At 60.8% G+C, this 14,164-nt stretch carries 12 protein-coding genes; 7 read left to right on the top strand and 5 right to left on the bottom strand.

Annotated elements, in window-relative coordinates; all coding sequences use genetic code 11:
- The first annotated feature begins 19 nt into the window (after window positions 1–19).
- The 4 genes from rsxG to Q8O69_RS02255 all read left to right on the top strand — a co-directional run bounded on the left by rsxG (window position 20) and on the right by Q8O69_RS02255 (window position 2,262).
- Window positions 20–634 carry an electron transport complex subunit RsxG gene (gene rsxG, locus Q8O69_RS02240; protein WP_305589289.1) on the top strand — a complete coding sequence of 205 codons (615 nt, stop codon included), beginning with the start codon at window positions 20–22 and terminating at the stop codon, window positions 632–634.
- Window positions 627–1,340: an electron transport complex subunit E gene (locus tag Q8O69_RS02245; protein WP_275963160.1), complete on the top strand. Its 714-nt coding sequence runs from the start codon at window positions 627–629 to the stop codon at window positions 1,338–1,340. The genes rsxG and Q8O69_RS02245 overlap by 8 nt, the downstream gene beginning before the upstream one ends.
- Window positions 1,337–1,975: an endonuclease III gene (gene nth, locus Q8O69_RS02250; protein ID WP_305589280.1), complete on the top strand. Its 639-nt coding sequence runs from the start codon at window positions 1,337–1,339 to the stop codon at window positions 1,973–1,975. Before Q8O69_RS02245 ends, nth begins: the two co-directional genes overlap by 4 nt.
- Before the next feature lie 107 nt (window positions 1,976–2,082).
- Entirely contained in the window at window positions 2,083–2,262 is a 180-nt protein-coding gene (locus tag Q8O69_RS02255) for a PA3496 family putative envelope integrity protein (protein ID WP_275963158.1), read from the top strand.
- 48 nt (window positions 2,263–2,310) lie between these two features.
- On the opposite strand, the gene Q8O69_RS02260 is transcribed toward Q8O69_RS02255, so the two are convergent.
- The 4 genes from Q8O69_RS02260 to Q8O69_RS02275 form a co-directional block, all read right to left on the bottom strand.
- Entirely contained in the window at window positions 2,311–3,327 is a 1,017-nt protein-coding gene (locus Q8O69_RS02260; RefSeq protein ID WP_305589281.1) for a GGDEF domain-containing protein, read from the bottom strand.
- Between the two features lie 124 nt (window positions 3,328–3,451).
- Complete coding sequence (gene gloA, locus Q8O69_RS02265; protein WP_305589282.1) at window positions 3,452–3,844, bottom strand: lactoylglutathione lyase; 393 nt, start codon at window positions 3,842–3,844, stop codon at window positions 3,452–3,454.
- Window positions 3,845–3,938: 94 nt separating this feature from the next.
- Entirely contained in the window at window positions 3,939–5,156 is a 1,218-nt protein-coding gene (locus Q8O69_RS02270; protein WP_305589283.1) for an argininosuccinate synthase, read from the bottom strand.
- Between the two features lie 131 nt (window positions 5,157–5,287).
- The gene (locus Q8O69_RS02275; RefSeq protein WP_275963155.1) at window positions 5,288–6,205 is read right to left on the bottom strand and encodes an OmpA family protein; all 918 of its coding nucleotides are present in this window, start codon (window positions 6,203–6,205) and stop codon (window positions 5,288–5,290) included.
- 205 nt (window positions 6,206–6,410) lie between these two features.
- On the opposite strand from Q8O69_RS02275, the gene pyrC reads away from it, so the two are divergent.
- Window positions 6,411–7,457: a dihydroorotase gene (gene pyrC, locus Q8O69_RS02280; protein WP_305589284.1), complete on the top strand. Its 1,047-nt coding sequence runs from the start codon at window positions 6,411–6,413 to the stop codon at window positions 7,455–7,457.
- Complete coding sequence (gene rnt / locus Q8O69_RS02285; RefSeq protein WP_305589285.1) at window positions 7,454–8,128, top strand: ribonuclease T; 675 nt, start codon at window positions 7,454–7,456, stop codon at window positions 8,126–8,128. The genes pyrC and rnt overlap by 4 nt, the downstream gene beginning before the upstream one ends.
- Before the next feature lie 298 nt (window positions 8,129–8,426).
- Here rnt and Q8O69_RS02290 read toward each other — a convergent pair whose 3' ends face one another.
- The gene (locus tag Q8O69_RS02290) at window positions 8,427–13,268 is read right to left on the bottom strand and encodes an NAD-glutamate dehydrogenase (protein WP_305589286.1); all 4,842 of its coding nucleotides are present in this window, start codon (window positions 13,266–13,268) and stop codon (window positions 8,427–8,429) included.
- Between the two features lie 185 nt (window positions 13,269–13,453).
- On the opposite strand from Q8O69_RS02290, the gene Q8O69_RS02295 reads away from it, so the two are divergent.
- The coding region (locus Q8O69_RS02295; RefSeq protein ID WP_305589287.1) for a MoxR family ATPase at window positions 13,454–14,164 on the top strand (711 nt) is incomplete at its 3' end.

Genomic DNA, 14,164 nt, shown 5'->3' on the forward strand with positions numbered 1-14,164 from the left:
GCCTGAAATTAGCCGCTCGATGTTGAAAAACGCCCTGGTGCTCGGGCTGTTCGCCATTGTCACCGTGGGCCTGGTGGCCGTACTGCAACAAGCCACTGCCGGGCGCATTGCCAACGCGGAGCGCGAAGCCCAGGTGCGCGCCCTGAGCGAAATTCTGCCCCAGAACAGCTACGACAACCACCTGCTGGATAACAGCATCCAGCTGCACGATCCGCTGCTCGGCAGTAAATCGCCACAGACCGCCTATATCGCCCTGAAAGACGGCAAACCCAGCGCGGTGATCCTGCGTGCCACCGCGCCGGACGGTTACAGCGGCGCGATCCATTTGCTGATCGGCATCCACGCCGATGGCCGCCTGGCAGGCGTGCGTGTACTCGGCCACAGGGAAACCCCCGGTCTGGGCGACAAGATCGAGCTGGCCAAGAGCGCATGGATTCGCAGCTTCGACGGCAAGTCATTGAGCAATCCCGACGAGGATGGCTGGGCGGTGAAGAAAGATCGCGGCGAATTCGACCAGTTTGCCGGCGCCACCATCACCCCGCGCGCGGTGGTCAAGGCCGTGCATAAGGCCCTGCAGTATTTCGATGCCAATCAAGAGCAGCTGTTCGCAGCCCAGGTGAAGTCCAATGGCTAGTCCCAGCTACCGCGAAATCACCCTTAACGGCCTGTGGAAGAACAACCCCGCGCTGGTGCAACTACTCGGCCTCTGCCCGCTGCTCGGGGTAAGCAACTCGGCGGTCAACGCCCTCGGCCTGGCCCTGGCCAGCGCCGTGGTGCTGGTGTGCTCCAACACCGCAGTTTCGCTGGTACGCGGCGTGGTCAACACAGCAGTGCGGTTGCCGGCCTTTGTGATGATCATCGCCGCCCTGACCACCTGCATCGAACTGCTGATGCAGGCCTTCACCTACGAGCTGTACCAGATTCTCGGCATCTTCATTCCTTTGATCACCACCAACTGCGTGATCCTCGGCCGCGCTGACGGCTTCGCAGCGAAGAACGACCCGGCCCGCGCCGCCTATGACGGCCTGATGATGGGCCTGGGCTTTGGCGTGGTGCTGGTGATGATCGGCGCCCTGCGCGAGCTGTTCGGCACCGGCGCAGTGTTCGCCAATATGCACCTGCTGTTCGGCCCTATCGCCACCAACTGGCAGCTGACGTTGATCCCCGAGTACAAGGGCTTCCTGCTGGCCATCCTGCCGCCAGGCGCCTTTATCGTGCTGGGCCTGCTGATCGCCTGCAAAAACCGTGTGGACGAAGTGCTGGCCGAACGGGCCAAGGCGCAGCAGGTCGATACCCCAGTGCAAAGCCGCCGCGTACGGGTGACCGGAGTGATTGAGTGAACGCAGCCAAACGCTACGAAATCTTCCGCCGCCTGCATGAAGACAACCCCGAACCAAAGACCGAGCTGGCCTACAGCACGCCGTTCGAGCTTTTGGTAGCAGTCACACTGTCCGCCCAGGCCACCGACGTCAGCGTCAACAAGGCCACGGCCAAATTGTTCCCGGTAGCCAACACCCCGGAAGCGATCTACGCCCTAGGCGTCGAGGGGTTGAGCGCGTATATCAAGACCATCGGCCTGTACAACAGCAAGGCAAAGAACGTTATCGAGGCCTGCCGCATCCTGATCGAGAAGCATGGCAGTCAGGTACCGGACAATCGCGAAGACCTTGAAGCCCTGCCTGGGGTCGGGCGCAAGACCGCTAACGTGGTGCTCAACACCGCGTTTCGCCAGCTCACGATGGCGGTGGACACGCATATCTTCCGCGTCAGCAACCGCACCGGTATCGCCCCGGGCAAGAATGTCGTGGAAGTGGAAAAGAAGCTGATGAAGTTCGTGCCCAAGGAATTTCTTCTCGATTCACACCACTGGCTGATCCTCCACGGCCGCTATGTGTGCCAGGCGCGCAAGCCACGCTGCGGCAGCTGCCGCATCGAAGACCTGTGCGAATACAAACAGAAAACCTCCGACGATTGAGCCGCTATTCAGCCGCTCAATAAGCTGATTGAAAAAATCTTTTTTACCCGCTCAGGTTTTGCCGCTATAAGGTGCGCAAATGGCCCTAGTAGCCTGGAGCGGATTTGATGAGCACTGATAAAGAAGAACTTGAGCTCGACGAAGATTTTGTTGCCGAAGAAGCGGATGAAGCCGAAGCACCGGTAGAGGTTGCCAAGACCAACCTGACCAAGCGCCGCATCATCGACAACTTCCTCGAAGAGCGCCGCCTGCACAAGCAATTGGCCGAATACGACTTCGACCTCTAACGCCGCCAGCAACAAAAAGCCCCGCTACACTGCGGGGCTTTTTGTTGATCAGCAAACAGCCTGCAAGCTGCGTCGTGAACACTTGTTGGCATACATCGCAGCATCCGCCTGAGTCAGCAACTGCTCCAGGCTTTGATCAGCCTGCAACGACGACTCCGCCGTGCCCACGCTTAACGACAATGGCCGCCCCGTGCGCTGACGGAAGGTCTGCAAGGCTTTGTCCAACCGCGTCAGCACTTCTTCACTGGTGCTGTAATGGCTGGCCAGCACCACGAACTCGTCGCCGCCAATCCGCGCCACCACATCGGTGGTGCGAAACAACGATTTGAGCAAATCGGCTGCGTCGACCAACATGCCATCGCCGGCAGCATGACCGAAACGGTCGTTGGCCAGCTTCAGGTAGTCCAGATCGACATACAGCAGCAGGCTGCGCCCCCGCCGCCTGCGCGCGACCTGCAGCTCGCGCTCAGCCAGCAGCAGGAAGCCCCGGCGGTTGTACAAACCGGTCAGTTCATCGGTCAGCGACATCTGCCGCACCAACTGCTCGGCGCGCAGACGCTCGGCCACCTCGTCCTGCAGCAGCTGGTTGGCCTGCGCCAGTTGCGCCGTACGCTCCTCGACCCGCCGCTCCAGCTCGGCATACACCTGAACATTCTCCAGGGCCACCGAGGTGGCATCGGCCAGGGCTTGCAGCATCTCGACCTGATCGGCCGTGGCGCGGTACTGGCTGGCCCAATAGGTGCCAATTGCGCCGATAGGCTCCAGGGTGCGGATCGGCACCATGACCAGGCTTTTGACGAAGGTGGGTCGATAGGCGGCGTGGGGAATCCGATCATCCAGGTAGATGTCTTCGATCACCGTCGCCTGCCGGTTGAGCATGGCCCAACCGCTGATGCAGGCCTGCAGGGGAAAACGCTGACCTTTCCATAACGGACAGATGGCATCTTCATCGCGGTAAAAACACTGCTCGCCATCACGCAGAACAAAGGTGGCGCCATCGGCTCCCACCAATTCACGTGCGGCGTGGCGCACCACCTCGGCAACAGCATCCATATCCCTTGCCATGGACAACTCCTGCACGGCCCGAATCAGCCGCTTTGCATAGTTTCCGCTGGTCATGGAACACCTCGTCTGGCCGGGTAGATTGGCCATTCGCCTTGTAAGCCATTACTTACAAAGATAGCAGCTATCAGTCGGCGCGTGATGGCGACAACAGCTCGATTTTGTAGCCGTCCGGGTCTTCGACAAACGCCAGGATACTGGTGCCATGCTTCATCGGGCCTGGCTCGCGGGTGATCTTGCCGCCGCGGGTGCGAATGTCTTCGCAGGCCTTGTACACATCGGCTACTTCCAGGGCGATATGGCCGTAACCCGTGCCCAGCTCGTAGCTCTCCACACCCCAGTTATGGGTCAGCTCGATCACGCTGTTGTGCGCCTCATCGCCGTAACCGACGAAGGCCAGGGTGAACTGCCCTTCTGGATAATCCTTGCGACGTAGCAGGGTCATGCCCAGCACTTCGGTGTAGAACACGATGGATTTATCCATATCGCCGACGCGCAGCATGGTGTGCAGCAGTCTCATCAGGTATCTCCTCATCGTTGCCCATCTTGCGGGCTTATAAATGCAAACCCCGGCTTATGGCCGGGGCTTGGTGTGGCTCAGGTGCTCCAGTCTATCAGAGCATCTTGCGCCCTTTGCCCGCCGCGATGCGCATGCGCAGAGCGTTGAGCTTGATAAAGCCGCCAGCGTCGGCCTGGTTGTAGGCGCCGCCATCTTCTTCGAAGGTGGCGATATTGGCGTCGAACAGCGAATCATCAGACTTACGACCGGTGATAATCACGTTGCCTTTGTACAGCTTCATGCGTACCACGCCATTCACGTTGGCCTGGGAGGCGTCGATCATCTGTTGCAGCATCAGACGCTCAGGGCTCCACCAGAAACCGTTGTAGATCAGGCTGGCGTATTTCGGCATCAGCTCGTCTTTCAGGTGAGCGACTTCGCGGTCCAGGGTAATCGACTCAATGGCACGGTGGCCCTTAAGCATGATGGTGCCGCCGGGGGTCTCGTAGCAGCCACGGGACTTCATACCGACAAAACGGTTTTCGACGATATCCAGACGGCCGATGCCGTTCTCGCCGCCGATGCGGTTCAGTTCAGCCAGCACGGTGGCCGGGCTCATGTCCTTGCCGTCGATGGCAACGATGTCGCCCTTGCGGTAGGTCAGCTCGATATAGGTCGGTGCGTCTGGCGCGGCCTCGGGGGAGACAGTCCATTTCCACATGTCTTCTTCGTGCTCGGTCCAGGTGTCTTCCAGCACGCCGCCTTCATAGGAGATGTGCAGCAGGTTGGCATCCATGGAATAAGGCGATTTCTTCTTGCCGTGACGCTCGATCGGGATGGCGTGCTTCTCGGCGTAGTCCATCAGCTTCTCGCGCGACAGCAGGTCCCACTCGCGCCAAGGGGCAATCACTTTCACGCCTGGCTTGAGCGCATAGGCGCCCAGTTCGAAACGCACCTGGTCGTTACCTTTGCCGGTGGCGCCGTGGGAAATGGCGTCTGCGCCGGTTTCATTGGCGATTTCGATCAGGCGCTTGGCGATCAGCGGACGGGCAATCGAGGTACCCAGCAGGTATTCGCCTTCGTAGACGGTGTTGTCGCGGAACATCGGGTAGACGAAATCGCGGACGAATTCTTCGCGCAGGTCGTCGATGTAGATTTCCTTAACGCCCATGGCCTGAGCCTTGGCGCGTGCCGGCTCGACTTCCTCACCCTGGCCGAGATCCGCGGTGAAGGTCACCACTTCGCAGTTATAGGTATCTTGCAGCCACTTGAGGATCACGGAAGTGTCCAGGCCACCGGAATATGCCAGGACTACCTTGTTTACGTCGGCCATGCCATCAACTCCACGGGGTTGTGCGGGAAAACCGACGATTCTACTGCCCATGCCGCCTGATTTACAGAGGCGCGACAGCTTGTGACGACCAAGCGACGGATAATTGTTGGACAACAGACCAATAGCCGGCGCTAGGAGGTGGCCGCAGGATCAGTCGCCTCAGGCGCTGGAGCAGGTGCAGGCGGCACTGCAGCTTCCGGCACCCGGTCGAGGAGAATGGTTACCCGACGATTCTTTGCCCGATTGGCTTCATTGTTGTTCGGCGCCACCGGGTAGCGCTCACCATGAAAACGCATGGTGATCTGCTCGGCGGGAATGCCGTTGGCTTTGAGATATTCCATCACGGCCAGCGCGCGGCGGCGCGACAGATCGCGGTTGGTCAGACGATTGCCGCCATTGTCAGCATGACCATCGAGCTGAATGCGATTGACGCTAGGGTCGGCCTTGAGAAAGCTGAGGATAATATCCAGCTTGGCCTGGGCCAGCGGTTCCAGGTCGATACCGCCACCCGGAAAACCGACCTGGCTTTTGCGCACCTGATCGAAATTCACCGGCAGCAGTTTGGCCGTGCAATCCAGGTACTCGTTATAGGCCTTGTTGAATTTGGCCGGCAGCAAGCGCACTTCAACCGCATCACCGCCCATCGCCGCACGATGGCGCACCACGGGGCTGCGCCCTTCCAACAGGCCAGTGAGTAAGCGCGTGCCCTGCTCCTGGGAACTGTTGAACAGCACCTCGGCGGGCACCACGCTGACCGAACCCAGGTTGATATCACCGCGCCCCGGCTGCCAGGGCGCAGCCGCCGCCAGTAAGGTGGCATTCCCGGCACCCAGCCAGCGCTCACGGGCTTTCAGGCTGAAGGTGACCTGCTCGCCAGCCCGGCGTACAAACACTCCGGAGCCAAAATCGGTGATGGGTTGCGACAAACGGCACTCGAACTGATCACCTTCGACCTGCCACTCGATCTTCTCCAGACGCGTCTGGAAGCTGATGGCTAGGACGGGCTGGCTTGCCAGCAGGCAAAGCACCGCGAGTGGGTAGGGTCGCACGACAGACTCCAGGGAATACGGCTTACCCTCTGTCTATCGGTGCCACGGCGGAAAACTTGAGCAGCGCTTTATGCCGCTTATGCAAGTCGGGCCACAGCACAACCCGGCCTTCAGTCAGCTTTACCTGTCGCGCCCGCTTTCAACGTGCTGCCACGGGGCTTTTCCGGTAGCATTCTCGCCACGTTTTGCCCGCCTGGAAGCTTCCATGACTGACCGCCTTACCCTGCTGCGTCCCGACGACTGGCACATCCACCTGCGCGACGGTGGCGTTCTGCCGCATACCGTTGCCGATGTAGCCCGCACCTTCGGCCGCGCCATCATCATGCCCAACCTGGTGCCGCCGGTGCGCAACGCCAGCGAAGCCGATGCCTATCGCCAGCGTATTCTTAGCGCCCGCCCTGCCGGCAGCCGCTTCGAGCCGCTGATGGTGCTGTACCTCACTGACCTGACCCAACCTGAAGATGTGCGCACCGCCAAAGCATCGGGCTTTGTACATGCGGCCAAGCTCTACCCGGCCGGTGCGACCACCAACTCCGATTCGGGCGTGACCAGCATCGACAAGATTTTCCCGGTGCTCGAAGCCATGGCCGAAGTTGGCCTGCCGCTGCTGGTACACGGCGAAGTGACACGCAGCGAGATCGATGTATTCGACCGCGAGAAGATCTTTATCGGTGAGCACCTGAGCCGTGTGGTCGAGCGTTTCCCGACCCTGAAAGTGGTGTTCGAACACATCACCACCCGCGATGCGGTGGAATTTGTGCAAGGCGCTTCGGCCAACGTCGGCGCCACCATCACCGCCCACCACCTGCTGTACAACCGCAACCACATGCTGGTTGGCGGTATTCGCCCGCACTTCTACTGCCTGCCGATTCTCAAGCGCAACACCCACCAGGAAGCCCTGCTGGATGCGGCCACCAGCGGCAATGCCAAGTTCTTCCTCGGCACCGACTCTGCCCCGCACGCCAAGCATGCCAAAGAAGCCGCCTGCGGCTGCGCCGGTTGCTACACCGCCTATGCGGCCATCGAGCTGTATGCCGAGGCCTTCGAGCAGCGCAATGCCCTGGACAAACTGGAAGCCTTCGCCAGCCTGAACGGCCCGGACTTCTACGGCCTGCCGCGCAACAGCGACAGCATCACCCTGGTGCGTGAAGACTGGACCGCACCTGCCAGCCTGCCGCTGGGCGATCAAACCGTTATCCCGCTGCGCGCCGGTGAAACCCTGCGCTGGCGCCTGCTGGAGAACCACGCGTGAGTGAAGACCTGTACGACGATGAAGCCGAAAGCGGCAGCCACTCCGGCCCGCGCCACCCGATGGCCGCGCGCTTTCGTGGCTACCTGCCGGTAGTCGTGGACGTGGAAACCGGTGGCTTCAACTGCGCCACCGATGCCCTGCTGGAAATCGCTGCCACCACCATCGGCATGGACGAAGGCGGCTTCCTCTACCCGGAGCACACCCAGTTCTTCCGTATCGAGCCGTTTGAAGGCGCGAATATCGAACAAGCGGCGCTGGACTTCACCGGCATCAAGCTTGATCACCCGCTGCGCATGGCAGTGACCGAAGAGCACGCGCTGACGGAAATCTTCCGTGGCCTGCGCAAGTCGCTGAAAGCCAACAGCTGCAAGCGGGCAATCCTGGTCGGCCACAACAGCAGCTTTGACCTGGGCTTCCTTAATGCCGCGGTTAACCGCACTGGCATCAAGCGCAACCCGTTCCACCCGTTCTCCAGCTTCGACACCGCCACCCTGGCTGGTCTGGCGTACGGTCAAACCGTATTGGCCAAAGCCTGCCAGGCCGCTGGTATCGATTTTGACGGTAAGGAAGCGCACTCGGCACGTTACGACACCGAGAAGACTGCCGAGCTGTTCTGCGGCATCGTCAATCGCTGGAAAGAGATGGGTGGCTGGATGGATTTCGACGACTGAGGAGTAGCCCGGATGTAATCCGGGGCGATTCGTCACGATAGAAACCGCTCCCGGATTGCATCCGGGCTACCCAAATGCCGTTAATCTGGGCAAATAAAAAACGCCGCGATCCCAATGGGAATCGCGGCGTTTTTCGTAGTGAGTAGGTTGGGTCGGGCGGCGTTCCGTTGAGGCGCGTAGCGACGAAGCCCAACACGTCATGCCATCACCTGTTGGGCTTCGCTGCGCTCAGCGCCAACCTACAGCCAGACCACCTGCTGGCAATGGCCCGAATTGCCTCCGGGCCATCACTCTCACATCAGGCGCTTTGCGCCAGGTCCATCAACTCGCGGTTCGCCACAGCATACATGGCGTAATCGGTGTTGGTGGCCGCGCGCAGCTCGCCCAGCATGACCTTCCAGCGGTCCACCAGACGGCGGTGCTGATCCAGCCACACGCCGACCCGCTCTTCGATATCCGCAGGGCCTTCGGCCATTTGCAGTACCGACACGGTGATGGCGCGTTGCTGCCAGTCCAGGTCATCGCGGAAGGCTTCACGGGCCAGCGCTTGCCAGTTGTTTTCCACCGGCAGGCTGGTGATCTGCTGCAGGTACCAGGACAGCTCCAACGACCCGCCAATGGCAAAGTACGCCGCCGCGACACGAGCCGGCTCCTGCCCGGTCACGTCCGACGCCTCGATGATTGGCAACAAGGTGTACAGATGGCTGGTACCGGCGACCACGCGCGCCAGTTCTTCCGGCACACCAGCCTCGACATAACCCTGGAAGCGCGCCAGCCACTGCTCACGGGCCGGGCCTTCGAGCAGTTCGTCCAACCGGCCGACCAGTGCCTCGATGCGCGGCGCGAAATGCGCGACATCACGGGCAGCATCCAGATCATTACGGCGGCTACGCAGGAACCAGCGAGTAGCACGGCGGCCCAGGCGCATCAGCTCATCCATCAACTGCAGTTGCAGCTCGGCCGGGACCTTGTAGTCCAGCGCCTCGATCTGCTGCCACCAGTGCGGCAGACGGAACAGGTCACGCACGATCACATAGGCGCCGGCAACATTCGCCGCGCTCATGCCAGTGGACTCCTTCAGGCGCTGCACGAAGGTGATGCCCATATGGTTGACCAGATCGTTGGCGATCTGCGTGCTGACGATTTCGCGCTTGAGGCGATGGCGACGCATCGGTTCACCGAACTTCTTCGCCAGCAGCGGCGGGAAGGCGGTTTCCATTTCCCGCGCCAAATACTCGTCGTCCGGCACCAGGGACTTCAGCAGCGATTCCTTGAGGTCGATCTTGCTGTAGGAAATCAGCACGGACAGCTCCGGCCGAGTCAAGCCAAGACCATTGGCGGCGCGCTCGTTGAGTTCGTCATCGGTAGGCAGGAACTCCAGGGCGCGGTCCAACTTGCCGGCCGCTTCCAGGGCGCTCATCAGGCGTTTGTACTCACCGACCCGCTCACGGGCGCGGCGCTCGGCCAGCGACAATGCCTGGGTCTGCTTGTAGTTGTTGCCCAACACCAGGCCGCCGACTGCGTCGGTCATTTCCACCAGCAACTTGTTGCGCTGCTTGCCGGTCATATCGCCCGCGCCGACGATTTCGCCGAGCAGGATCTTGATGTTTACCTCGTGGTCGGAGCAGTCCACACCACCGGCGTTGTCGATAAAGTCGGTGTTGCTCTTGCCGCCATTGAGGCCGTACTCGACGCGGCCCAGCTGGGTCATGCCGAGGTTACCGCCCTCACCCACCACCTTGGCGCGCAGTTCGCGGCCGTCCACGCGCAATAGGTCGTTGGCCTTGTCGCCAACATCGGCGTGGCTTTCCTTGCTGGATTTGACGTAGGTGCCGATACCGCCGTTCCACAGCAGATCCACCGGTGCCTTGAGCAAGGCGTTCAGCAGTTCGTTAGGCGCCAGCTTGTCGGCGCTGATGTCGAAGCGCTCTTTCATCTGCGGGCTGATGGCGATGCTCTTGGCGCTACGTAGGAAAATGCCGCCGCCCGCCGAGATCAGCTTGGCGTCGTAATCGGCCCAGCTGGAGCGCGGCAGATCGAACAGACGCTGACGCTCAACAAAGCTCTTCGCCGCATCCGGATTCGGGTCGATAAAGATGTGCATATGGTTGAAGGCCGCGACCAGCTGCAGGCTTTCCGAAAGCAGCAGGCCGTTACCGAATACGTCGCCGGCCATGTCGCCAATGCCGATCACGGTGACGTTGTCCTTCTGCACGTCGATGCCGCGCTCACGGAAGTGGCGCTGCACCGAGACCCAGCCGCCCTTGGCGGTGATGCCCATGCCTTTGTGGTCGTAACCGGCCGAGCCGCCCGAGGCGAAGGCATCGTCCAGCCAGAAGCCGTATTCAGCAGCAATGCCGTTGGCGATATCGGAGAAGGTCGCGGTGCCTTTGTCGGCCGCTACCACCAGATACGGATCGTCGCCATCGTGGCGTACCACGTTCTGCGGTGGCACCACGGCGCCGTCTTTCAGGTTGTCGGTGATATCCAGCAGACCGCTGATAAAGATGCGGTAGCAGGCAATGCCCTCGGCCAGCACATCATCACGGCTGCCGCCGACCGGCATACGCCGTGGGATAAAGCCGCCCTTGGCGCCCATCGGCACGATGACCGCGTTCTTCACCTGCTGCGCCTTGACCAGGCCCAGCACCTCGGTGCGGAAGTCTTCCTCACGGTCCGACCAACGCAGGCCGCCACGGGCCACGTCGCCAAAGCGCAGGTGCACGCCTTCAACACGCGGCGAGTAGACAAAGATTTCGAACTTCGGCGTCGGCCGTGGAATATCCGGAATCGCCCGTGGGTTGAGTTTGAAGCTGAAGTAGGACTTGTTCTGCCCAGCCGCATCGGTCTGATAGAAGTTGGTGCGCAGGGTAGCTTTAATCAGGTCCAGGTAGCGGCGCAGGATGCGGTCTTCGTTAAGCACCGCAACGTTGTCCAGCGCGGCGAGGATCGCCTGCTCGAGCTTCTGCTGCTTGTCTTCCAGATCATCGGCGGTGAGCTTGCGCGCCAGGTAGAAACGCGTCTTGAACAGGCGCACCAGCTCCTTGGCGATATCAGCGTGGTTGACCAGGGTGCTGGCGATGTAGCTGAGGTCGAAGCCCAGACGAATCTGCTTGAGGTAGCGGGCGTAAGCACGCAGCAGCGCCACGTCACGCCATGGCATGGCGGCCATCAGCACCAGACGGTTGAAGCCGTCGTTCTCAGCTGCGCCGCCAACAATATTGACGAAAGCGCCTTGCAGGGTGTCGTTGAGCTGCTGGATGTCGACATCCAGGCCTTCGGCATAGGTGAAGGCGAAGTCGTGAATCCAGAACTCGCGGCCATCGGCGCGGCGCAGTTTGTAAGGGAACTCGCCCAGTACGCGCAGGCCGAGGTTCTCCAGAATCGGCAGCACGTCCGACAGTGGCAGTGGCGTATCGGCGTGGTAAAGCTTGCAGTGCAGCTGCTGCTCGCCCTGGGTCAGCGGCTGGTAGAAGCTCATCACCAGCTGACGCTCATTGTTCAGGCTAAGCAGGTGCTGCATGTCGACCACCGCCGAGTGCGGGGCGAAACGCTCGCGGTAGCCGGCCGGGAAGCCGCCGGGGAATTCGCTGAGCACTTCGGTGCCCTGAGCTTCGCCGAGGCTTTCGACGATCAGGCTGGTGTAATCGTCCTTCCACGAACGGCAGGCCTGGATCACTTCTTTTTCCAGGCGCAGCGGGTCGATCTGCACGCGATTCTTCGGGTCAACCTTGAGGATGAACTGCACCCGCGCCAGTACCGACTCGGAGAAGAAGGTCCAGAACTCGCAATCGGTGGCCTGCAGGCGCTCCATCAGCACCTGCTGGATCTTCATGCGGGTTTCGGTGGAGTACACATCACGCGGCACATAGGCCAGGCAGTAGCAGAAACGTCCATAAGGATCGCGGCGCAGGAACACGCGAATCTTGTTGCGTTCCTGAATCTGCACGATCGCCATGGTGGTGTTGAACAGTTCGTCCACCGGGGTCTGGAACAGGTCGTCACGCGGCAGCACTTCCAATACCTGAGCCAGCTCTTTGCCCAGGTGCGCGCTGCTGTCGAAACCGGAACGCTGCTTGATCACCGCCACCTTGCGGCGGATAAACGGAATGTTCCACACGCTCTCGGCATACACCGCCGAGGTGTACAGGCCCATAAAACGGCATTCTTTGACCACCTTGCCCTTGGCGTCCAGTTCGCGGATCGACACCAGGTCTGGATACGCCGGACGGTGCACGCGGCTTGGTACGGCCGCCTTGGCGAAGGACAGCAGCTGCGGCTCACGCAGGTAGGCCACCGCCTCCGGTTCGATATGCAACTCATCGGTCTTGAGGCCGCTGCGCAGGCGTTTGGACATGCCCAGCAGGGACTTCTCGTCGTAGACCATGCTGCCGCCGCCGGCGCTGTCGGCAACGGTGAATTCTTCATAACCGAGGAAGGTGAAGTGGTCGTCGAGCAACCAGCTCATGAATACCTTGATCTCTTCCAGCTCGGCGCCTTCAACCTTGAGCTTGGCTTTATCCAGCCAGGCAAGCAGTTCCTTGGCCTTGGCTTTCATCGGCTGGAAGTCGGCGACACTCAGACGTACATCGCTGAATACTTCGTGCAGGTCTTTTTCCAGGGTCTTCAATTCACCGACGTTGGAGCAGCGGTCAATCTCCAGGAACATCAGTGCTTCTTGCTGCACATCCTTGCCCTGGGCACCCTTGGGCAGGATTTCCTGCAGCTCGCCGCTCTTGTTGCGGCGCACGCTGAACACGCTGTTTTGCAGGGTGTGGATGCTGTAACCGCGACGGTTCAGCTCCATGCGCACGGAGTCGACCAGGAACGGAATGTCGCTGTGTAGAATTTCTACGGCAGTGTGGGTGGACTGCCAGCCATGTTTTTCATAATCGGGGTTGAATACCCGCACTTCGGGCTTGGCCGGTTCAAAACGCTCCAGCAACCGCCAGGACGACAAGGTGCAGCCGACCAGATCAGAGAGGCGACGCTGAGTCAGCTCCTCGAGGGCGATGATGCCGAAGAATTGCTCGGCGAACAGGGCTACTTGTGGCAGAGCCTGTTCACTGACGTGCTGCGCCAGCGCCGTTTGCAGGTGATGCTGAAAATCGGCTTTGCTGGCCGCCGTAAAGAACGCCATGGGTTTGCTCCGTTTGGCTTGTTATTCGTCAGGGGACTCGATCAAGGCAGTCGCGAGTAATGACCTTCGCCACAACCTTGTTGTTCAACGTTAGTCTAGGAGGCAGCGATTGCATTAAAGTGGCTGCCACTTAACTCTGGCGAGATTCAAGACTCGCTGGTCACATTTGCCGGATGAGCTTAACGATGGAACACCGTGAAGCGCTTGTCGCGCTGCGACATTTTCTTTCAAGTCAGATCCTCGGCCAGGAAAAACTCATCGAAAGGCTGCTGATTGCCTTGCTCGCCGATGGCCATATGCTGGTCGAAGGCGCTCCCGGTCTGGCCAAGACCAAGGCGATCAAGGAACTGGCCGAAGGTATCGAGGCCGAGTTCCACCGCATTCAGTTCACCCCCGACCTGCTTCCGGCCGATATCACCGGCACCGAGATCTATCGCCCGGAAACCGGCAGCTTCGTGTTTCAGCAGGGGCCGATCTTTCACAACCTGGTGCTGGCCGATGAAATCAACCGCGCCCCGGCCAAGGTGCAATCGGCGCTGCTCGAAGCCATGGCCGAGCGCCAGGTCAGCGTCGGGCGCAGCACCTACCACCTTTCGCCACTGTTTCTGGTGATGGCCACGCAGAACCCGATTGAGCAGGAAGGCACCTACGCGCTGCCCGAGGCGCAGTTGGACCGCTTCATGTTCGACATCAAGGTCGACTACCCCTCGGCCGACGAGGAGGAGAGGATCCTGGCCACTACGACGCGGAGCGAGAAGGTGGAGATCGCCAAGGTCCTGTCGGCCAAGGAGATCCTCAGGCTGCAGAAGCTGGTCGGCTCGGTGGCCGTGAGCCCCTACATCGTGCAGTATGTCTCCCGGCTGGTGCGGGCCACGCGCCCCGGCGACCCGACGGCG

The sequence above is a fragment of the Pseudomonas sp. genome (genome assembly GCF_030690725.1).
Classification (GTDB): domain Bacteria; phylum Pseudomonadota; class Gammaproteobacteria; order Pseudomonadales; family Pseudomonadaceae; genus Aquipseudomonas.